Genomic DNA, 21,459 nt, shown 5'->3' with positions numbered 1-21,459 from the left:
CGCTTTGCCGCCGTTCGAGAAAGAGGCGCCTCGAGGCAGGAATTGGCGGGATTTGTCAACGCTTTGGCAAGCTAGGGGCGATAGGATGATAATCACGATCAGGAAAAGTTGCGAAATGCCCGCCCACACTCGCTTCGATAACCCGACAACGGCAGAACTCGTCTCGACCGACAGCCTCACCGGTCTGGGTAACCGACAGCGCTTCTTCAAGAAACTGTCCCTTTATATCGAGGCTGGTCCACGCAGGCTTTCGCCTTTTGCAGTCCTGATCTTCAATATTGATGGTTTCAAGCCGATCGCAGACCTTTTCGGTCGCGAGGCGGGCGATACGGTTCTGGCGCAGATTGCCTTGCGCCTGCATAGCGCGGTGGATGACAATGCTCTGGTCTGCCGTGTCGGGGGCGATGAATTCGCTGTTCTGCACCCGTCCATCTCCACGGAGGAGAGCGTCAGGGAGGAGGCGGAGCTTCTTCTGGAGCTGGTTTCTGCCCCCTACGATATAGGAAGACGGAATATCCGGGTATCCTGCTCCGTCGGGGCGGCGGTCTACGACAATCAGGACGATAGTCCGGAAGCCTTTTTCGCCAAGGCTGAGAGCGCGCTCTACACCGCCAAGCGGCAAGGCTGTGGCTCGGTTATCGTTCACAACAAGGAGATGGACGAGACGATCCGCCGTCTGACCCGCCTGGAACAGGCCCTGCGCAGCGCGGTATCCGAGGGCCAGGTCGAGCCCCATTTTCAGCCGATCGTCGAGTTGCGCTCCGGCAAGCTGATCGGCTTCGAGTGCCTTGCCCGCTGGACCGATCGGGACCTTGGCTCGGTACCCCCAAGCGTCTTCATTCCTCTTGCCGAGGAACGCGGCATCATCGGCCCCCTGACACAGTTGCTCCTGAAAAAAGCATGTCTGGCGGCCCGGGAATGGCCGCGCGAGATGTTTCTGTCCTTCAATCTCTCACCAACGCAGCTGATCGATTCACATACCACCATGCTGGTGCTGTCGACGATTGCCGACACCCATTTCGATCCACGCCGTTTGGAGATCGAGATCACCGAGACCGGGATGATGTCCGACCCGGCTTCAGCCAAAGAGATCGTCTCGCAGCTGCGCGACGTCGGTATTCGGATTTCGCTCGACGATTTCGGGACGGGGCAATCCTCGCTCGGGCGGTTGCGGGAGTTTCCCTTCGACAAGCTGAAGATCGATCGCAGCTTCGTGTCCGCGCTCCTCGACGACCGACCCAGCGAACATATCGTCAAGGCAATCCTGTCGCTATGCGATGGCCTTCACCTCGATGTCGTGGCGGAAGGTATCGAAACGCAGCAGCAGGCCGCGAAACTGAAGGCGATGGGCTGTCGCGGTGGGCAGGGCTATTACTTCGGCAAGGCTGCCGATCACAATCTGACGCTGGCACGCGTCCGAAGAACACTTTCCAGCGAGAAGAAGGGCGTCGCACATCATTCCATGCGGCTCGCCTCCTAAAAGAAAACGGCGGCTCAAGGCCGCCGTTTCGTCATGTATCTTCGAGAGTGTCCAACTCAGGCCTTGCTGTAGCAAACCGACGTATGGCCGGCGCGGATAAAGCCGAGCTTGGCGGCTGCGCCCTTGGACAGATCGAGGACCCGGCCATGAGCGTAAGGGCCGCGGTCGTTGATGCGCACGACGATCGAACGGCCGTTGCGCTCATTGGTTACGCGAACCTTGGAGCCGAGCGGCAGCGTCTTGTGCGCTGCGGTCATGGCGTTCTGATTGAAGGCTTCACCCGAGGCGGTCTTCTTGCCGTGGAAACCCGGCCCGTACCAGGAGGCCTTGCCGCAGGCTGCCTGAGCCGGCGCAGCGACAGAGAACGCAAGCGCGGCAGCAGCCGCGGCGGCAAAGAACGTCTTTTTCATTTTTCAAATCCCTCATCGTCGTCTGGGAGGACGCTATGGCACCGTCTGCGCGACACGAGACCCACATCCCTAGGTCTTCAACCGCTGCGCTTTCCAGCACCGTCGATGAGGCGCTTTTCTTTTGCGGATCGGGCGAGAATGTGATGGTTCCACGACCATTCAGGGGTCATTCGTGGGCATGACGGATCGGGAACGTCACGGATCGATTGCATCGCCCGAATTCGAACCCTATGAGACTATTGTCATTTACAAGGTCTCTTCGACGTTTCCGACCGATAAAGGGATCGAACGTCTGTCTGCCGAAAGACATTTCATGTCGAGAATAACAGAAACCCAGGATCAGGTTCGCGACGTCGCCTGGATGCATTATGTGGCCGGCCTGACCCAAGCGGAGATTGCAAAGCGTCGTGGCCTGAGCCGGATGAAGGTGCACCGGCTCGTTCAGGCCGCCCTGGACCAGGGAATCGTCCGTATCTTCGTCAATCAGGTCAGTTCCGATTGCGTGGAACTGGAAACGAAGCTGATGAAACGCTACGGCCTTTCGAGCTGTATCGTGGCGCCCGACACCGGCCTTACCCATTCCATGGCCGGGACCATGCCGGTGGTTGCCAGTGCCGGCGCGTTCTACCTTTATGGCCGGCTGGAGAATACGGAACCCAAGATCATCGGCATCGGCTCGGGCAGGACGATGGCGGAGGTCGTTCGGCAATTGCCTTCGATACGCCGTCCCAAGGTCGAGTTCATTTCCACGACCGGCGATTTCGCGGCGCTGAGCGCGGCGAACCCGTTCGAGGTGATCAACATATTGATGGAAAAGACCGGTGGCGGTGGATATGCCTTCACCGCGCCGCTCATTGTCGACACGCCAGAGGACAGGGAGCTGTTTCTGCGGCAGCGCAGCGTCTGCAAATCCAGAGAAAAGCTGGCCGAGGCCGATTTCATCTTCGCCGGAATCGGCCATATAGGACCGGGATCATTTTTCAGCTCTTTCGGCCTTCTGACGGAGGCCGAAATGGCCGAGCTCAACGGGCAGGGCGCCGTTGCCGACCTCGTGGGGAACCCGATCGACGAAGAGGGCAGGTTCGTCGAGAACGGAATCGCAAGCCGCATGCTGGGCTTGCAGCGCTCCGTGCTGCGCGAGAGCGAAACCATCGTGATCTGTTCTGGAACGGAAAAATGGCGCGCAGCCCGAAGCGCGCTGCGCTCGGGCTGCCTCAACGGTTTCATCACGTCGCAGTCGCTGGCCAAACGCCTTCTGGCGGAGCCGGCCTGATGACCCCGCGCAAGGCGGCTCAGGCCGCCTTCTGCAGTTTCGCCTGTTCTAGTGACCAGTATTCCATCTGGAACAGCTTGCCTTCGTCGAGTGGCGTGAACCGGCCGATCTGCTCGGCGCTCCAGACAATCCGCGCGGTCTGTTCGGCAAGATCGGCCGCTATGCCGGCTTCCTTTGCATTTCGCCCGATGCCGACAATTCCCGTTCCAGGGATCAGCGCGACGCGCGGCAGGGGATCGAGCATCGTCTTCGGCTCGTCGGCATTGGGTACATTGCGCTGGAAGTAGCTTTCATACCACTGCGCGAAATCATCGACTTTGCCCTTCCAGTCCTCGCTGGAGAAATCAGATGCACCGATAACGGGTCGAGGCTTGATGCGGATGACGTGATCCGGTGTCGCCGTGCCGCGCGTCGCCACGTCCTGCAGATTGTCCATGGCGAGATAGCGTCGAATGGCCGGGCTGTCGCGAAGATCGAGCGTCACGCCGCCTCCGAAAAAAGCCCATTCCGACAGCGCCGCACCGAGGTTTTCGACGACACGCGGCTGAGTCTCCACCTTCGTGTTTTCTTCGGGAGGCGTGAGCGCAGCTCCATTGTCCGCGAGGTAATCTTCACAGGCCGAGGTGAAATCGATGATCCGTTCATACGAGATGCGGGCGTCATCGCTGAAGCTGAAAAGACCATGATTGACAAGGAACATGCCTTCGCAGTCCCTGCCCTCACGGCGGAATATCTCGTCGGCCGCATGGGATAGCTTGAAGCCCGGCATGACGTAGGGCACCACGCACAGCTTCTCGCCGAAGATCTGCCGTGAAAGCTCTGCGGCATTGGGCTGGTTGGCGATGGCCAGAGCGGCCGCCGAATGCGTATGATCGACATAATCATAGGGAAGGAAAGCGTGCAGGAGCGCTTCGACGGACGGGGTCGGTCCGCTATCGTCCAGCATGTTGGTCCGCAGAAGTGCGACCATCTCCTCATCCTTCATGTCGGGAATGTTCCGTGCCTCCAGAAGCGGCTCCAGCCGCATTCCCGGCAGGCCCGGCGCCTCGATGGTCGCAAGGTCCCATCCCGACCCTTTGACGTGAATGACGTCGCGGTCGACGCCCGAGCCATCGGGACGCTTCACCTTGACGGAGGTGTTGCCGCCGCCGTGCAGAACGAGGTCGACCTCACGGCCGATAAGCTGCGACGTATAAACGCGCAGCGCGAGCGCCCGGTCGGCCGGATTATCGCCCGCCGCGCTTTCGATCCGTTCGGCTTCCGTGTCATTCCAATACGATTTCATCTTTCAGTCCTTTCTTGCGCCCGCGGGGGTCCAGAGCGGCGCCAATGTGCCGTTCTCGGCGAGATCGAAGCTCGCTGCCGAGACGGCACGCCACCGCTCCTGTTCACCACGGTAGAATTCATGGTTTTCCTTGTTCGGTTCGAGACTGCGCTCGATCGGGCTGGACATCGCGGCCACCGCCTCATCAAGGGAAGCGAAGAGCCCTGCACCCGTGGCTGCCAGCATCGCCGCTCCGAGAGCCGTGGTCTCCTTCACGCTCGGGATATCGACGGGCCGCCCCGTGACGTCCGCAACGATCTGGGACCAGACCGGGCTCTGGCTCGACCCTCCGGTGAAATGCAGCTTTTCGTAGCTTTTACCGGACAGCTTCTCGAGCACGCCGAGATGAGTACTGGCGAGATAAGCCGCCGATTCCATCACCGACCGGACGGCGCTGCCAAGCGCCATATCGGGCTGGTTTATATCGAATCCGGCAAAGCCGAGTGCCGGATGCTTCCAGGCGTCCGACTGCATGGGGTTGGCCGTGGTGGCGATGACGCCATTTGCGCCCGGTGGCTGCCTTGCCGCAAATTCTTCCATGATGTCGAAGGCACTGGCTGTCCCGCCAAACGCGCTACGCAGCGGCTCGAAGAATGCGTCACGCAGCCAGCGGAGGGTGAAGCCGCTCAAAAAACCGATCCCTTCGGTCATCCACTCATCCGGGCGGGCATGGCAAAGCGTGCGCGGCGCAAAGTCCGGATCGATCAGCGGCCGGTCCGACAGGATCGTCATCTGCCAGAAGCTGCCGCCGACAAGCGTCGCATCCCCTCCCCGCTGTCCAAGACCGAGCAAAGCCAGCTGCGTGTCGCCGCCACCGGTGACGACCGGTGTGCCTTGCGCAAGGCCGGTTCGCTTGGCGGCCTCTTGCGTGACGGAGCCGATAGTCGTGCCGGGTTCGGATACCGCAGGCACCATGGAAGGGTCGAAATCGACGATTGAGAGCAGCTCTTCGGACCAGTCGCGCTTTGCCAGATCGAAAAGCGCACTGGAGGAGCCAGCGGTCGGCTCGGTCGCATAAACGCCGCTCAGGCGCGTCGCGATCCAGTCCGACAGCATACCCATCCTGGATGCCCGCCGGTAGATTTCGGGCCGATTCTCCTTGATCCAAAGGAGACGCGCCGGCGCCGTGATCGAAACCCAATCGCCGGCCGTCCTGTAAATGCGGTCCGCATCACCGCTTTCCGCCAGAAGATCCGCCTGCGTCGACGCTCTGGAATCGACGTTGGGACAGGCCCAGATCGGCTGACCCGATTTGTCGTAAAGGACGAAGCCCTCACGCATCGACGTCGCCGCCACCGCGGCAATATCGTCACCTTTGAGGCCGGCCTTCTGAAGCGCCGCCCCGATGACGCGATCGATCAGTTCGCCGTTCGGCCCCGTGGCAAAATCTAGCCCGCCTGGCACGCCGTCGACCGTGGGATGGACCCATTCTTCCTGGGCCATGCCGGCGACGTTTCCATCCATATCGTAGACGATCGCGCGCCCACTACCGGTCCCGGCATCGATGGCGATGACATAGCGTTTCGTCATGTCCGGCCTCCTCTTGTCTGAGGGTGAAAACCTGCCGCTCAGGTGCAGGCGTTCTCGAGGGGTTGCCCCTCGAGATAGCGCCTGAAATCCTTGGCGATCATCTCTGCGGCAAATGTAGCAACCCGACGGGACGACCCGGCGATATGCGGTGTCAGCGTTACATTGGGCAGGCTCAGCAGATCATCATCCTGCTTGGGCGGTTCGACCTCGAACGTATCGAGTGCTGCACCGCCGAGCTTGCCACTCTTGAGCGCATCGACCAAGGCCTCCTGATCGATCAAGGAGCCACGCGCCGTGTTGATCACAACGGCACCCTGCTTCATGGCCGCGATACGTTCGGCGGAAAGCATGCCTGTCGTTTCTTTTGTCACGCGCGCATGCAGGCTGAGAATGTCCGACTGCGCGATGAGCGTGTCGAGATCGACCTGCTCCACGCCATCCATCTCGTCGGTCAGCGTGAGGCTCGCATAGGGATCGCAAATGACGATGCGGCAGCCGAACGGCTTGAGCAGCCGAACCACACGCTGGCCGATATGGCTATATCCGAGAATACCGACAGTGAGGTCGCTCAGCTCATCGCCGGTCAGTTCATAACGATAGAGATCGCCGCGCCAGATGCCGCGCGACAGGCTGGCGTGACCGGCGGTGATACGCCGGATATTCGCCAGGATGGCGCCCACCGTAAACTCCGCGACAGCGGAGGCATTGCGGCCCGGAACGTTGCAGACAACGACATTGTGGGCCTTCGCAGCCTTCATGTTGATATTGGTCGGGCCGCCACGCGAGACGCCAATGAAACGCAGCTTTTCACAGCTGTCGAGCAGGCCTTCCGTCACCGGAGCCAGATGGGTGATCAGCGCATCAGCGGAACTCAGGATGGAACGGATGTCATCGGGGCTTCCACTATATTCTTTGATCTCGCTGCCGGCAGGTCCGTCACCCTGAAAGAACGGAACATCGGGCCATTCCAGATCCTTGGTGACGACCTCGATCGGCCGATCGATCTGGGCGCGGATCGCGTCCTCGAATACACTCGCGCGAATGAACTGGTCGCCGATGGCCGCGACTTTCAAAGATTCCATATTGGGGACTCTCCCATATCGTTGTTTCTACAGCGGGAAAAATCCCGATTCTGGATGTGCGTCCGCGCGCTGAGCCTGATTAGGACAGGTGGGAGCGATTGGGTGGCAGGCGGCGCGGGCCGCCCGCCAAAAACATTTACGGATAGGTGCGGACAGGCTTCAGATCGATGGCATGCCCGGTGCCGGATTCCACGATGATCTTCAGCATGGGCTGGGTGTCGAGATAGTAGAACTCGATCGTTTCGCCGATGCGTCCGCCCATCATGATCTTGGCGCCCTCGTCCTGCATGCGCTTCTTGAAGGCATCGGATTCTTCAGGCGTGTGCTTCATGACGGCCATGTGATGAAAGCCTTCGCCATGCTCTTCGAGCCATTCGCTGTAGATATTGTCGCCTTCCAGCGGCTGAATCAGCTCGAAGCACATATCGCCAACCATCGTTTCCGCGCAGCGCATCGAAAATTTCGATTCCTCGCCATGCAGATGGGTGTGATGAAGGCTCGGCTCTACATGGTCGTACACGTTCCAGGGCCCCCAGCCGAGAAGGTCGGTATAGGCCTTCATCGTCTTGTCGAGATCGCGGCAGACCACACCGATCTGCGAAATTTGCGTTTGTTCACTCATGGATTTCCTCCCAGTTTTCTACTTGGATTACCTACTTGCCGCCGAAGCGCCGTGTGACCGCGTCGATGACGACTGCAACGACCACGATGAGGCCGGTAACGACCTGTTGCAGGTAGATGCCGACACCGCCAAGGACGATGATGTTGCCGATGACCACCATGATGGCCGCGCCGATGAGCGCTCCCCAGATGGTGCCGATGCCGCCGGTCGTCGCGATGCCGCCAATCACGGGCGCCGCGATCGATGGCAGAAGCCAGTTCTGACCGAGTGTCGCCTGGGCCGAAAGAAGGCGGAACGCCATCAGGATGCCGGCGGTGCCGGCAAGCGCACCCGCCAGGCTGTACGCCACGATGCGGACCTTCTGCGCGCTGATGCCGACAATGCGGGCGGCTTCACGGCTATTGCCGACCGCGTAGAGCTTGCGGCCATAAACCGTCACCGTCGTCAGCAGTGCGACCAGAACGAAGAGGCCGAGCATGATCCACAAAGGAGCCGGCAGGCCGAGAAAACGGCTACTGCCCAGAAAGGTCACTTCCTCAGGCAGGCCGACGATCGTCCGCCCCTGCGTGATGAAGAGGTTGAGTCCGGAATAGACGCTCAACATACCGATCGTCACAACCAGCGAATTGAGGTTGAACGTCGTGATAATGATGCCATTGATTGCGCCGGCGAGGGCAGCAGCCAGGATCGACAGGCCGATCGCCAGTACCGGGTTGAACTCGAAATCAACCAGCAGCTTGGCGCAGACGATGCCGGCAAGGCCGGCAATTGCGCCGATGGAAACATCGATATCGCCGAGAAGCAGCAAGAGGCCCTGGGCAATCGCGACGATGCCGATGAAGGCCAGTTCGCGCGCCATGATGGTCATGTTGTATTCGGTCAGGAATTGCGGCGAAACGAACGCGGCAATGCCGACCATAATCAGAAACGCGCCAATGATCCCGGAAAGCTGACCGGGCAGTTTCAGTCTGAACCCGCGCGACTGCCGAGCATCGGTTGAACTTGTACTCATAGTGTCCTTCCTTACTAAGCGGCCGCATCCGTGGCCGGTCGCGACCCGCCTGATCCGATGATCGCACCGAGAATGGTTTCCATATCCAGCTGGTCTTCGGGAATTTCCGAATTCATCCGGCCTTCGTAAATCGTGATGACGCGATTGCAGCACCGCAGCAGCTCTTCCAGCTCCGAGGAGATCAGGACGATACCCATCCGGTTCTCTTCGGCGATGCGCTGCATCAGCGTGTAGATCTCTTCCTTGGCATTGACGTCGATTCCACGGGTCGGCTCGTCCATGAAGAGGACGCGCGGATTGGCCAGCAGGCTCCGGCCGATCAGCACCTTCTGCTGGTTGCCGCCACTGAGATTGCGGATGGCCGTCTTGTCGGACGCCGTCTTGACCTTGTAGTCGGAAATGATGCGGCTCGTGGCCTCACGCTGGCGGCGGTCACTGACCACACCCATCGTAGAGATCGTCTTCAGAAGACCCGCAGCCACGTTCTGACGGATCGAAAGATTGGGAAAGATGCCGTGGCTCTTCCGTTCCTCGGAGAGGTAGATCAGCCCGCGCTCGATGGCCTTACCGGTATTGCCGAACGTCCATTCCTCACCGAGGAAACGGGCCGAACCGGCCGTATGCTTCCGATAGCCGAAGATCGTCTGCATGATCTCGGAGCGCCCTGCCCCGACCAATCCAGCAAAACCGAGAATTTCACCTTCTCGAAGGGTAAAGGAGATGTCGCTGAATCCGTCGCCTGCGAGGCCCTCGACCTCCAGCAGGCGGTCGCCCAGCGGCTTGCGTGGGCGGTAGAGGAAGTTGAGATCAATGCCCTTGCCGGTCATCATCCTGACGATCCAGTCCTCGTCAATGTCTTCGCCGCTGGAATTGCCGACCACTTCACCGTTGCGCAGGACAGTCACGATGTCGTGCAGGCGCATGACCTCATCGAGACGGTGCGTGATGAAGATCGCAGAACGGCCTTGGCTCTTCAGGTCTTCGAGAACAGCGAATAGCCGCTCGATCTCCATCTTGGTGAGTGAGGCGGTCGGCTCATCAAGGATGAGGACCCGGAACTCTGACCCAACAAGGGCGCGGGCGATCTGCAGAAGCTGTCGTTCCGCGACGGAAATTTCGGACGCCAGGTCGGAGGGCGACGACTCCATCTTGAGCTTTTCCATGATGGGCGCGGCTTCCCTCTCGCAGCGCCTGCGATCGAAGAGCAAAGAGCCCGAACCGGTATTGTCGAAGGGAAGGAATATATTTTCCGCAACAGTCATATTGTCGAAGAGATTCAGTTCCTGAGGAACATAGGCGATGGCCTTCGACATTTGACCGGTGCGGTCCTCGTCCTCGATATAGAGATTGCCGCGATCAGGACGCTCCAGTCCGGTGAGGATTTTGACGAGCGTTGATTTTCCGGCGCCGTTCTCACCGACAATGCAATGGATGTGACCGGGTTCGACCTCAATCGTCACGTTGTCCAGAGCGGTTACGCCGGGATAGCGCTTGGTGATGTTCTCGGCACGAAGGAGCGTCATACTCGGTCCTTTCCCGTCGACCTTGAGCAAGGTTTTCGGAACGTCTGTCCGACGGCTGCGGATAGATTTTGCTTGAGGTGAACGGGAGAGTGCCTGCCCCAAGCACTCTCCCGGTCGCTGGGACCGTCGGCTCAGAAGCCGTCGATATTGCCTTCAGCGACCATGTCCGGCGTCATGTAGCCGATGCCCGTATCGATCCAGCTTGGCGTATCGATGCCAAGATTCTGCAGAAGCAGCGTAATCGTGGACCATTCACCGATCATGCGCGGCCGCGTCGCGATCGAAAGATCGAGGACGCCTTCACGCATCAGCTGCTGCAACTGCGGAACATCATCGATTCCGACATAGGCCACTTCGCCGACACGGTCGGCCTCACGGAGCGCAAGTCCAACACCGACCGGGCCTGCCGCATCGACGACAGCGATCGCGTCGAGATCGGGGTTGGCGGCGAGAATACGAGACGCTTCCGTCTGCGCCTTCTGGACATCATCCATATCGTAGGCAGTGTCGACGACTTCGATGTCGGCGTTCTTTTCGAAAAGATCCGTCAGAGCCTTGTACCGGTCCGCATGGGCGGAGTTGGTCGGCACGCCATGCATGATGGCGACCTTGCCCTTATTGTCGATCCGCTTCAGCAGTTCTTCGCCGAGAATGCGACCCTGATCGTAGAAATCGTTGGAAATGTAGGTGAGCTGCGAGCCCTGCGGCGCGGTCGACACGAAAAGGACGATCGGAATGCCGCGGTCCTGCGCTTCCTTGATGATCGGCATGCTGGCATTGACGTCGATCGCATCGATCGCGATGCCGTCCGGGTTGGTGGCGATCGCTCTTTCGAGCAGAGTATTCTGCTCGCCAAGATCGGCCTGAGCCGGTGCCTGGTAGTCGATCGTGATGTTGGTGCCGAGCTGCTTGGAGAGCTTTTCGGCAGACGATGCGGCCGCATTGTGAACGATATCGAACCAGGCCTGGGCAAGAATCGGAATCATCACGAAGCGATACTCGCTTTTCAGTTCCGGCGTGTCTTCACTGCTTTGTGCCTGCGCCGGCCCGATGGCGGCAGCTGCCACGCATGCGGCCATGGCAAAAGATCGAATCAGTCTCTTCATGAGTACCTCCCGTGAGCCGCGCCTCCCGCGGCCTGATAACAATGCAGGCGACGATCGGCCGAAGCCGATTGCATTGCCGCCATGACGACCCGGCATTGCCGCCAGACCGCTCTCGTTGCGCTTCCGATCGCTTTAGCCAGCCCGCCTCCAAAGTTCCCTGCGAGCCCATAAACGGTAGAAATCACATGGATGATATTATTCCCGTTTATCTCGTTGTCAACAGCCCGTCACATATTCGGAGCAGTCGTTCGTTCTGTCGGAGGCACATACAGCGCGTGCCGATGGATTGCCGGGTTGCTATCGGATTGCTTTTGGGTGGCGTCACAACGGCCTGGTGAGCATGAGGCGAGCCGGAATCTTGTTCAGACAAAATCCGGTCGGGCCGTCGGCGCCGGTCCGCTCGAAGCACGAACCACCAGATCGGCATCGATCTTGCGGAGCGATCCCTGCTGAGGGTTGTCATTTCTCAACATCCCGATGAGAAGTTCGGCGCCCTCCCGGCCGATAGCCTCCCGAGGCTGACGAATGGTCGTGAGCGCGGGAATGAAGCGGTCTGCAAATTCGATATCGTCGAAACCCACGACACTCACATCCGAAGGCACGTCGAAACCGAGGCGGATGCATTCGGAGATGAAGCCGAGGGCGCATTCGTCGGAGGCGCAGAAGACCCCACTCGGCCGGTCCTCAAGTTCCGCCCACCGACGCGCCGCATCCGCGCCCGACCGCATCGTGAAATCACCCTTCAATATGCTTGTCCGGATGGACCGTTCTGCCGATGCGGCATGAAAGGCCTCGCGGCGGGAGATCGCGAGGACATTGTCCGGCGGCCCTTCGACATGGCCAAGATGCGTGTGTTTCAGACCCGCCAAATGAGCGACGGCGAGATGCACCGCTGCCGGATTGTCGATAACGATACCAGGTGCCTGATAAAGATCGTTCCATTCGCACAGTTGGGCGACCGGCAGGCGCCAGCCATTGACCAGGGCGGGATCCAGGCTGGCGTCCAGCAGCATGATGCCGTCCGCCCGTCCGTCATGACCGAGCGTCGCCAGCTTATCGCGCCCGATGCGGCTATCGGATATCTGAACCGTCAGCCCTGCAGCAGCCGCCTCATCCTGAATGGCGGCGAATATTCGGCTGAAAAAGGTGTTGGCGAGATTCGGCGCAAGAATAAGGATCGAGCGGGCACGCTTCTGTCGCAGGTCGCGGGCAGCACCATTGATCCGGTAGCCGGTTTCCTTTACGGCATCCAGTACCTTCTTGCGGGTGCTTTCGCCCACTTTTTCGGGAGCCGAGAGCGTACGGCTGACGGTGGCCGTCGAAACACCCGCCAGCGCCGCAACATCGGCAATACGCGCTCTCTTGTTCATGCAATGCTCCACGAAACAACGGCCTCGTAATCGATTACATTTCACTTGCGTTCAAGAGGAGAATAAAATGTAATCGATTACGAGGCGCTGGGAGGAGACCGCGCCGCCGTGGAGGACATATGAAGACGATCAAGGGCCCTGCGCTCTTTCTCGCCCAGTTTGCGAGCGACGAAGCACCATTCAACGACTGGCACAATATTACGCGCTGGGCTGCCGATTGTGGCTATGAGGGCGTTCAACTACCGTCGTGGGAAGGGCGTCTGTTCGACCTCGGAAAGGCGGCGTCTTCCAAGGATTATTGCGACGAGATTGCCGGGGTTGCGGGTGAGAACGGCGTCGTCGTCACCGAACTCTGCGCCCATCTCCAGGGACAACTCGTCGCGGTCCACCCGGCTTATGACATCGCCTTCGATGGTTTTGCAGCAAGCGGCGTCCGTGGCGATCCGCAAGCCCGGCAGGCATGGGCCGTCTCGCAGCTCCGCATGGCGCTCGATGCGTCCCACAATATGGGTTTGTCGGCGCTCAGCACTTTTTCGGGCGCCTTGGCCTGGCCGTTTCTCTATCCCTGGCCGCAGCGCCCGGCGGGCCTTGTCGAGACCGCCTTCGACGAACTGGCGCGGCGATGGCGCCCGATTCTGGATCACGCGGCGGAAAGGGGGATCGATCTTTGCTACGAGATCCATCCAGGCGAAGACCTGCATGACGGCATCACTTTCGAGATGTTTCTGGAGCGTGTCGGCGGCCATGAGCGCGCCAAGATGCTGTACGACCCGTCGCACTACGTGCTCCAATGCCTCGATTATCTCGGAAACATAGACGTCTATGCCGAGCGGATCGGCATGTTCCATGTCAAGGATGCCGAGTTCAATCCGTCGCCGAAGCAAGGTGTCTATGGCGGATATCAGTCTTGGGTGAACCGGGCCGGGCGCTTCCTCAATCCGGGCGATGGCCAGGTGGATTTCGGCGCAGTCTTTTCAAAGCTGACCACGCATGGCTTTGACGGATGGGCTGGGGTGGAATGGGAGTGCGCGCTGAAGCATCCCGAAAACGGCGCGCGTGAAGGCGCGGCTTTCGTCCGCGATCACATCATCCGCGTCACCGAAAAGGCTTTCGATGATTTCGCCGGCGGCGAGGCCGATGAGGCGACCAACCGCAAGATGCTGGGGATTTGATCATGGAACGGATCAGGCTGGGCATGGTGGGCGGTGGCGAAGGGGCGTTCATCGGCGACGTGCACCGCATGGCGGCGCGGCTGGACGGCCGCTTCGTCCTTGTTGCCGGTGCCCTGTCGTCCGATCCCGAGCGGGCGCGGCGCAGCGCCGAAGCTCTCGGCCTCGATCCGTCCCGCAGCTATGACAGTTTCGAAAATATGGCCGAGGCGGAGGCCGCGCGCGACGATGGCATCGAAGCCGTATCGATCGTCACGCCGAACCATCTTCACGCGACTGCGGCAAAAGCCTTTCTGTCACGCGGCATTCACGTGATCTGCGACAAGCCGATGACCGCAACGCGGGAGGAAGCCGAGAGCCTCGCCGACATCGCGCGGCAGAGCACGGCGCGCTTCATCCTGACGCATAATTATTCCGGCTATCCGATGATCCGGCAGGCCCGCGAACTGGTCACGAAGGGCGACCTTGGCACCTTGCGGCTGATTCACGTCGAATACCTGCAGGACTGGCTGACCGACCCGGTCGAAAAGGAAGGGTCCAAGCAGGCGGAATGGCGGACCGACCCTGAGCGCGCGGGCGCCGGCGGCGCGCTTGGCGATATCGGCACACATGCGCACCATCTCGCCTGCTTCGTCAGTGGCCTGAAGGTCGAAAGCCTCTCGGCGGACGTCCACCGCTTCGTCGAAGGCCGGCTCCTCGATGATAACGCACATATCATGCTTCGCTATGAGGAAGGCGTTCGCGGCACGCTGATCTGCAGTCAGATCGCGCCGGGCCAGGAAAACGGCCTGACCCTCCGCCTATTCGGAAGCAAAGGCGGCCTCGTCTGGCATCAGGAAAAGCCGAACGAATTGTGGTTCACGCCGCATGGCGAGGCGACCCGGCGCATCACGCGGAACGGCGCGGGGGCGGGCGAGGCCGCCAATGCCGTCTCGCGCATTCCGGGCGGCCATCCCGAAGGCTATCTGGAAGCCTTCGCCAATCTGTATGTCGAGGTGGCCGAGGCTTTGAGATCCGGGCAAGCCGCCACGGCACTTCCCGGCATCCAGGAAGGGCTCGACGGCATGCGCTTCGTCGCGGCCTGTGTCCGATCGTCCGATGCCAATGGCGAATGGGTGACGCCATGAAACTCGGCATCAACCTTCTTTGCATCGGCGGGCATATTGACGAAGCGGCGCTTCCGCATCTCGAGCGCATCGCGGAGATCGGCTACGATCACGTCGAGGTGCCAGTGATGCATGGCGAGCCGGAGCATTATGCGTGGCTCGGCGAGCGTCTGGCTGCGTTTGGCCTCGGGCGAGCGCAAACCTCGATTATCCCTTCCGAAGACTGCAACCCGCTGTCCCGCGATCCCGCCATCAGGTAGCGCGGGCTGGAGCATCTTTCCTGGATACAGGATTGCGCAGAGGCGCTGGGGCCGGAAACGGTAGGCGGTCCCTATCACGCGCCGATGGCGCATTTTACCGGTGAAGGGCCGACGCAAAGCGAAATCGAGTACGGAGCTGAGGCGCATCGGGCCATGGCCGAATCGCGGCGGCTCACGTGATCGAGGGTGAAGCGGGTCCGGGTCCGGGTCCGGGTCCGGAATGGGTCCTCCCGCAGCCGGCCATCACGCAGGACAATCTGGACGAATACGTCAATCCTGCCATGCCGCCGCTGCACTATGCGATGTGCGGCTGCGACGAGATGGAAAGCTACCCCGAAGCCTGGGGCGGCCAGTAAGCCAAAAGGGCCTGACCGGAAGTCGCTCTTCCGGTCAGCTTTACAGCGCCTGTGTCGAGGCGCATCGGAGGACGGCTCATTCGGCGTCCTCCTTGGGTTGGGGCGGCTTCACCGGCCCAGCCTCACATTCAATTGCCATTCGGATCGCCGCGGCGCTTGCCGCCGCCCTCGCCGATAAATGATCACGGCCCGCCCATTCGCGATAATCGAAACGCATGCTCCCGGTTGTACGGTTGCCGATCCTTGCCGCGAGATCCCGCGCATTACTCAGCATCGCATTGCCTTCGAGCCAGGCTTTTCGGCGGCTCGGGTCGTTCGTGGCGAGACGGTCCCAATCGGTCAACGTCTGCTCGGCCGTCCCGACGGACAGTTGCAGCGTCAGAGGCTTCGCCTCGGAGGGTCGTTCCGCCAGAAATCGTTCGACATCGCGGATCATGCTTCTGCCGTTGAACCAGAGCGATGGGCTGCTGGCATAGTAGCAGACAAAGGCCTCCGGCTTCGTCACCATTCGATGCAGCACCATCAACCCGCCGAGGGAATGGCCGAACAGGGTCTGTCGTGCGGGGTCCACCGGGAAACGGCTCTCGATTGCCGGCTTGATCTCCTTTTCGATCATGGCAAGGAATGCATCGCCCCCGCCAAGCGGTGGCCAAGGCTTGCCGTTCGGACGGGTCGGCATGTCGTAATGATCGGCCGCGGGTGTCATGTCGTAGACCCGGCTCTCCACCGAGCGATCACTCTCGGGATAGGCCATCGCCACGATCATGACCGGATCGAACCCCGCACGCTGGCCAGCGGCATTCAAGTCGCGAGCCAAATCGGTCAGCATGCCGAAACTCGTTTCGCCGTCGAAGGCATAGAGCACCGGATAACCGCCTTGCGGGGGTGCTCCCTCGGGCGTCCAGATAAAGAGCCGCATCGCGCGGCCTGTCTCCGTCGAGCCGATGGAGAGGGTGGTGCTGCCTGCGATGGTGACCTGATCCTGTGCTGCCGATGCGTGGCCCAAAGCGAGAAAGGCGAGCGCCGCGACGCCCGCCCCCAATCCCTTACGCCATTTCACCCACCAGACGCTCAACATGCCGGCGACCAGTTGAAGGCGGGCTCCTCGCGCCATGCGAAGCGCTCGAAATGCTCCTGAACGACAGCCCGTGTTCGCTGCAATGCGGGATTGTCGGCCGAAGAGCACTCGATACGAAGCGACGTTTCGTCCGCCCACATGCGGCAGTCGCCGAAAGGGAAGTTTACAGAGGCCGTTTCGGTATCAAAGGTCACAGGCACCTTGTGAGCGAAATGCTTGCAAAGCTGTTGCATGTAGCGCGAGGCCTTGGGCGTGCTGACATTGGCAGTGGTGCTCGGCATGTCCTCTCCCCTCAGAAACTCGCGGTCAGCTTGAATTTCGCGTTCAGCGGTTCGCCATAGAAATTGAAGACCGAGTTGCTGCCGACCCGCGAATAATACTTCTCATCGAACAGATTGTTGACGATCAGCGTGGCCTCGACGTGTTCGTTGAACTCATAGCCCGCCGTCAGATCGACGACCGTGTAGCCAGGCGCATCGATGGAATATCCGCTCTGCTCGACAGTCACGGAACTGAACGCCTTGACGCCGCCGCCGATGGAAAATCCGTCGAGCCAGCCGTGGCGCTCGTCGAAATCGTACGTCGCCCAAAGGTGGAACATGTGCTCCGGCGTATAGATCTGAAACCGCTCGCCCGAGACCTGCGCGAACTCGGTGTCCGTGAAGGTGTATCCGGCGGCGACCTCGAGGCCCATCAATGGCGAACCTGTCGCTTCGATCTCCAGCCCCTGCACCTCCACCTCGCCTTGCGCGATGTTGAAACCGGGATTGTCGATGTCCGCCACGGCGCGGTTGGTATCGCTGAGATTGAAATAGGCGATCGAAGCATTCATGCCGCTGTCGAAGAGTTCGGCCTTGAAGCCCACTTCGTATTGCTCGCCTTCACGCGGGTCGAGAACCGCCCCGGAGGCATCGGTATCCGCCTGCGGCTGAAAGATCGAGGTGTAGCTCGCATAAGCCGAAACCCAATCCGTCAGATCGAAGACGACGCCCGCGTAAGGCACGAAATAGCCATTCTCGCTCACGCTGTCCGTTTCGGTGCCTGTCAGCAGGTCGCGGGACGTCGCCTCGTACCATGTAAAACGGCCACCGCCGATCAGCGTAAGCTGGTCGAACGGCTTCACCCGCAACTGGCCATAAACACCGAATTGTTCCGGGTCCGTCTCAACCTGGCTCGTATAGTCGACATCCGGCCTGCTGATATCGGTCGTCCAGTCGTAGATATTTTGCGATACCGCAATCGATCCGCGGCCCTGGAGGGTCGTCATCTCCTGATTCTGATAGTCGACGCCCAGAAGAACGTTCTGCTCCAGACCACCGACATAGAACGGCTTGCTGACATGCGCGTCGAGCGACAGAGCGTCGGCCTCATAATCGCGCGCCAGCCAAGCCGAGTCATTGGTATCTGCGCCCCTCGAAATGATATCGCCGTTGGGAGCCGCATAGCCGGCCGCATAGGAATAGAGGAAGTCGACATCGGTCGCCTGATAGCGACCGGAGATCTTGGCGTGACCGCCATCGTCGAAGCGATGCTCCAGCTCCGCGATGTAGTCGGTGACCGAATTGTCGAATCCGTTCCAGGAAGCGCCGGTAAAGGTGGAGCGATCCAGATCGATCAGCGAGCCGTCCTCGTAAGTCGGCAATCCGTTGAAGGGCGTGATATCGCGCTCCAAATGGCTGATCGAAAGCGTCGCCGTTGTGTCGGGCGTCAAATCGGCCTGCAACGTGCCGTAAGCGACGCCGACATCGTTTTCGACCTCATCCACCCAGCCATCGGCATTCTGCAGCGTGCCAACAAAGCGGCCTCTTATCGTCCCTGACCGATTGAGCGGCCCCGTTACGTCCATCTCACCGCGCGCATGCTCCCATGCGCCATATTCGCCGCTCAGACTTGCTCCGAACTGATCCTGCGCCTGCTTCAAACGCATATTGATCGCGCCGGCAGGCTCGCCCGTTCCGCCGAAGAGGCCCGCCGGCCCCCTGAGGATCTCGACATGGTCAATGATCGACATGTCGGGCTGGGTTCCGTAAATGCTGGAAACGGGCGCGGGCAGACCATTGTAATAAAGATTGTCGAACTCGAAGCCGCGGGAGAAGATGCTGGACCGGCCATCATCATTGTTCAGCACCACGATCCCGGGCGTTTCACGCATCGCCGTATCGAGAGAGGTGTAACCGGCATCTTCCAGACGCTCCCTCGTCAGGACCGTCGTCGATTGCGGGATTTCGCGGACAGAGCGGACGTCTTTTTCCCCGACGCTGACAAGGTCTGTCGTATAGCTCTCAGACCCTTCGGTCTCGTAGCTGGCGCCTTCGACCACGATTTCCGTCAAGACTGTCGGCGTTGCGTCATCCTGCGCCAGAGCGACCGTGGCGAGCACCCCGCCAATTGCGGTGGTCGCCAACAGAATAGCTGTATGACGTCCCGATCCGATCACTGATTTCCGTTGCCCCATAACGATCCCTCAAACTGAATGTGACAGCCAGCCTTTTAAGTTGACTGCTTATGTCCTGTTATTAGAAGGGGGAGCGGGAACGCGCCACTGCGGTTTCTTTGCGCGCCGGTCAAACTCCTTTGACGATGCTGCGCTCTGGCCATTGTGGAGAATCTGCAACAGTCGCTTTGAATGGATGAGGCTTGTCGAACCGATCAGCAGATAGAAGCGGAACGGATATCTCGGTGGAGGATCTCACCGATCTATCCCGCATTTCCGGCACGGGTTTCGCGCTGCTGGAGACGGCACGCAAGCAGCAGCGATCGCCGCTGAAAGGCGCCTTCACGATGGCCGAGTTGCGAACCGGCTTGAAGGTGCACGCCACCGACGCCGTCGCGACGCGCGATTTCACGACTATGGTGGAGCAACAGCCGGGACTGACGATCTATCTGTTTCTGGAAGGTCAGGTGGAGGCCACGCTTGGCGATGTGGATCTGGATCTCGGCCGGCGAGCAGACGAGCCTGTTCACGGTGTTATCGTCTCACGGGCCAGGCCAGACCATTTCACGCGCCGCGCATCCAAGAGCGAGCGCGTGCGGAAGGTCAATGTCACCCTGACGCCGGAATGGCTGCACGACTGCCGGTTCGGCTCGCGTCAGGAACAGGAAGCGCTGCGACGCTTCAGCGAGCGGCACCTTGCGCATTTCCGTTGGCGGGCCGACAGCACCATGATCGCGATTGCGGAGCAGATGCTGCATCCGCCTTACCCGCCAGGTCTATTGCGGAACCTCTATCTGGAGAGCCGTGCTCTCGATCTGGTCGCCGAAGCGTTCGCCGCCTTCAACCGCCATGAGGGCATACCCCGCGAAGGAAAGCTCCGACAAAACGACCGCCGGCGTCTCGATCTCATCGAAGCCTATATCGAAGCCCACGACCACAAAAAATTGTCGTTGGACGACATCGCCCACGAAAACGGCGTGAGCGTCAGCACACTCAGCCGGCTCTTCCACTCCGTCTACGGAACCGGGGTTAGGGAATATCTGCGAAGCCGCGCCCTGCAAAAGGCGCGGATTATGCTGGAACGGGACGGTGTGAGCGTGGCGGAGGCGGCGCATGCGGCCGGCTATAACAGCGCCGCCAATTTCGCCACGGCCTTCAAGCGCGAGTTCGGCATGACGCCAAAGGGTGTTCGCCGGTCGTAAAACGCGACGCTGCACCCCTTCTTCAGAGGTGACCGCAGCGAGCGAAGCCTCTGCGTGGAGAGGCGAAGGAATAAGTTGATAACTTCAATCCTATTTGTTAGCCCATCGCCAATCGACGGCGATCCAATGGGAAGTCGCCTCTTCCAACCTTTTTGGAGCATTCAATGGGATCGAAAGCGTTTTTTGCCGGCAAGCTGGTTTTGCCTCTTATCTGCATGCTCGGCTTTCTCGCCCTGCCGGCGTCGCTCAGAGCCGACGAAATCGTGATCGACCATGCGCAGGGACAAACGACGCTTCCTGCAAAACCGGAAAAGGTTCTGGTCTACGATCTCGGCGTTCTTGATACGCTCGACGCTCTCGGCGTCGATGTAACGGGCGTGCCGACCGCCTTCGTCCCGGATTATCTCAAGCATTATCGCGAGCCATCCTATCTGAAAATCGGCTCGCTTTTCGAGCCGGATTTCGAGGCGGTCAATGCAGCCGAGCCCGACCTGATCGTGGTCGCAAGCCGGTCCGCACCCCAGTACGAAGCCCTTTCAAAACTGGCACCGACGATCGACCTCACCATCGGCGCCGACGAGTATCTGGAAGGGGTGGAACGCAATGCCGCCCTGCTCGGCCGGATCTTCGACAAGGAAGAGAAGGCCGGCGAGCTGATCGACGAACTTGAGCGCTCCGTGACGGATGTGAGGCGCAAGGCGGCCGAGGCCGGCAATGCGCTGGTCATTCTGGCCAATGGCGGCAAGCTTTCGGCATACGGGCCCGGCTCCCGTTTCGGCTGGCTCTACCGTGACCTTGGCTTCGTCCCTGTGGTTGAGGATCTCGATGCAGCCACCCATGGGGAAGCTATCTCCTTTGAGTTTCTGCTGAAGACCAACCCTGACTGGCTGTTCGTGATCGATCGGGATTCTGCCATCGGCCAGGCCGGCCAATCGGCGCGCAAACTGATGGACAATGAACTGGTCGCGGCCATGTCGGCGGCGCAGAATGATCGCATCGTCTACGCCGATGCCGTGCGCTGGTACTTGACCAATAGCGGGATCTCGGCTGCGCAGACGATTGTCGAGAATGTCGGAGCCGCCCTCAACGCCAAGCAGCGCTAGACAACGAGCGGGCGGCCGG

At 60.4% G+C, this 21,459-nt stretch carries 20 protein-coding genes; 8 read left to right on the top strand and 12 right to left on the bottom strand.

The features are described from left to right. Positions 1-115: 115 nt before the first annotated feature. Complete coding sequence (locus D8780_RS00210) at positions 116-1,480, top strand: putative bifunctional diguanylate cyclase/phosphodiesterase (protein WP_121643827.1); 1,365 nt, start codon at positions 116-118, stop codon at positions 1,478-1,480. Between the two features lie 56 nt (positions 1,481-1,536). Here D8780_RS00210 and D8780_RS00205 read toward each other — a convergent pair whose 3' ends face one another. Beyond that, on the bottom strand, positions 1,537-1,890 hold the full coding sequence (locus tag D8780_RS00205) for a septal ring lytic transglycosylase RlpA family protein (RefSeq protein WP_121643826.1): 354 nt from the start codon (positions 1,888-1,890) through the stop codon (positions 1,537-1,539). A 178-nt stretch (positions 1,891-2,068) separates the two neighbouring features. Between D8780_RS00205 and D8780_RS00200 the strand changes: the two genes are divergently transcribed. After that, on the top strand, positions 2,069-3,163 hold the full coding sequence (locus D8780_RS00200) for a sugar-binding transcriptional regulator (RefSeq protein ID WP_147440255.1): 1,095 nt from the start codon (positions 2,069-2,071) through the stop codon (positions 3,161-3,163). 19 nt (positions 3,164-3,182) lie between these two features. Here D8780_RS00200 and D8780_RS00195 read toward each other — a convergent pair whose 3' ends face one another. The 8 genes from D8780_RS00195 to D8780_RS00160 all read right to left on the bottom strand — a co-directional run bounded on the left by D8780_RS00195 (position 3,183) and on the right by D8780_RS00160 (position 12,732). Next, positions 3,183-4,448 (bottom strand): class II aldolase/adducin family protein, encoded by a 1,266-nt coding sequence (locus D8780_RS00195; protein ID WP_121643824.1) that lies wholly within the window; start codon positions 4,446-4,448, stop codon positions 3,183-3,185. Positions 4,449-4,451: 3 nt separating this feature from the next. Further along, positions 4,452-6,017 carry an FGGY family carbohydrate kinase gene (locus D8780_RS00190; RefSeq protein ID WP_121643823.1) on the bottom strand — a complete coding sequence of 522 codons (1,566 nt, stop codon included), beginning with the start codon at positions 6,015-6,017 and terminating at the stop codon, positions 4,452-4,454. 38 nt (positions 6,018-6,055) lie between these two features. Beyond that, the gene (locus tag D8780_RS00185; RefSeq protein ID WP_121643822.1) at positions 6,056-7,099 is read right to left on the bottom strand and encodes a 2-hydroxyacid dehydrogenase; all 1,044 of its coding nucleotides are present in this window, start codon (positions 7,097-7,099) and stop codon (positions 6,056-6,058) included. Positions 7,100-7,235: 136 nt separating this feature from the next. Further along, positions 7,236-7,721 carry a VOC family protein gene (locus tag D8780_RS00180; protein WP_121643821.1) on the bottom strand — a complete coding sequence of 162 codons (486 nt, stop codon included), beginning with the start codon at positions 7,719-7,721 and terminating at the stop codon, positions 7,236-7,238. A gap of 31 nt (positions 7,722-7,752) precedes the next feature. Then, entirely contained in the window at positions 7,753-8,733 is a 981-nt protein-coding gene (locus D8780_RS00175) for an ABC transporter permease (RefSeq protein WP_121643820.1), read from the bottom strand. Between the two features lie 14 nt (positions 8,734-8,747). Further along, positions 8,748-10,256: a sugar ABC transporter ATP-binding protein gene (locus D8780_RS00170; RefSeq protein ID WP_121643819.1), complete on the bottom strand. Its 1,509-nt coding sequence runs from the start codon at positions 10,254-10,256 to the stop codon at positions 8,748-8,750. A gap of 131 nt (positions 10,257-10,387) precedes the next feature. After that, a complete protein-coding gene (locus D8780_RS00165; protein WP_158598397.1) occupies positions 10,388-11,362 on the bottom strand; it encodes a substrate-binding domain-containing protein in 975 nt (324 codons plus the stop codon). 362 nt (positions 11,363-11,724) lie between these two features. Continuing rightward, entirely contained in the window at positions 11,725-12,732 is a 1,008-nt protein-coding gene (locus tag D8780_RS00160; RefSeq protein WP_121643817.1) for a LacI family DNA-binding transcriptional regulator, read from the bottom strand. 119 nt (positions 12,733-12,851) lie between these two features. On the opposite strand from D8780_RS00160, the gene D8780_RS00155 reads away from it, so the two are divergent. The 4 genes from D8780_RS00155 (at position 12,852) to D8780_RS00140 (ending at position 15,623) form a co-directional block, all read left to right on the top strand. After that, the gene (locus D8780_RS00155) at positions 12,852-13,904 is read left to right on the top strand and encodes a sugar phosphate isomerase/epimerase family protein (RefSeq protein WP_121643816.1); all 1,053 of its coding nucleotides are present in this window, start codon (positions 12,852-12,854) and stop codon (positions 13,902-13,904) included. 2 nt (positions 13,905-13,906) lie between these two features. Then, positions 13,907-15,028 (top strand): Gfo/Idh/MocA family protein, encoded by a 1,122-nt coding sequence (locus D8780_RS00150; protein WP_245412202.1) that lies wholly within the window; start codon positions 13,907-13,909, stop codon positions 15,026-15,028. After that, complete coding sequence (locus D8780_RS15795) at positions 15,025-15,267, top strand: hypothetical protein (RefSeq protein WP_199699535.1); 243 nt, start codon at positions 15,025-15,027, stop codon at positions 15,265-15,267. Before D8780_RS00150 ends, D8780_RS15795 begins: the two co-directional genes overlap by 4 nt. Before the next feature lie 176 nt (positions 15,268-15,443). Further along, complete coding sequence (locus D8780_RS00140) at positions 15,444-15,623, top strand: hypothetical protein (RefSeq protein WP_199699534.1); 180 nt, start codon at positions 15,444-15,446, stop codon at positions 15,621-15,623. Between the two features lie 76 nt (positions 15,624-15,699). On the opposite strand, the gene D8780_RS00135 is transcribed toward D8780_RS00140, so the two are convergent. The 3 genes from D8780_RS00135 to D8780_RS00125 are packed head-to-tail and all read right to left on the bottom strand — an operon-like array spanning position 15,700 to position 19,105. Further along, positions 15,700-16,737 (bottom strand): alpha/beta hydrolase, encoded by a 1,038-nt coding sequence (locus D8780_RS00135; RefSeq protein ID WP_121643815.1) that lies wholly within the window; start codon positions 16,735-16,737, stop codon positions 15,700-15,702. Continuing rightward, positions 16,695-16,982, bottom strand: a complete 288-nt coding sequence (locus D8780_RS00130) for a DUF2218 domain-containing protein (protein ID WP_121643814.1) — start codon at positions 16,980-16,982, stop codon at positions 16,695-16,697. The genes D8780_RS00135 and D8780_RS00130 overlap by 43 nt, the downstream gene beginning before the upstream one ends. 11 nt (positions 16,983-16,993) lie before the next feature. Continuing rightward, complete coding sequence (locus D8780_RS00125; protein ID WP_199699533.1) at positions 16,994-19,105, bottom strand: TonB-dependent siderophore receptor; 2,112 nt, start codon at positions 19,103-19,105, stop codon at positions 16,994-16,996. 233 nt (positions 19,106-19,338) lie between these two features. Here D8780_RS00125 and D8780_RS00120 point away from each other — a divergent pair, with 233 nt between their 5' ends. Continuing rightward, the gene (locus tag D8780_RS00120; protein ID WP_121643812.1) at positions 19,339-20,337 is read left to right on the top strand and encodes a helix-turn-helix transcriptional regulator; all 999 of its coding nucleotides are present in this window, start codon (positions 19,339-19,341) and stop codon (positions 20,335-20,337) included. Positions 20,338-20,501: 164 nt separating this feature from the next. Continuing rightward, complete coding sequence (locus D8780_RS00115) at positions 20,502-21,440, top strand: siderophore ABC transporter substrate-binding protein (RefSeq protein WP_121643811.1); 939 nt, start codon at positions 20,502-20,504, stop codon at positions 21,438-21,440. Positions 21,441-21,459: the final 19 nt, after the last annotated feature.

The sequence above is a fragment of the Notoacmeibacter ruber genome, assembly GCF_003668555.1.
Taxonomy (GTDB): Bacteria; Pseudomonadota; Alphaproteobacteria; order Rhizobiales; family Rhizobiaceae; genus Notoacmeibacter; species Notoacmeibacter ruber.
The sequence above is the reverse complement of the archived record's forward strand: the minus strand, read 5'-3'. Positions and strand labels throughout refer to the sequence as shown.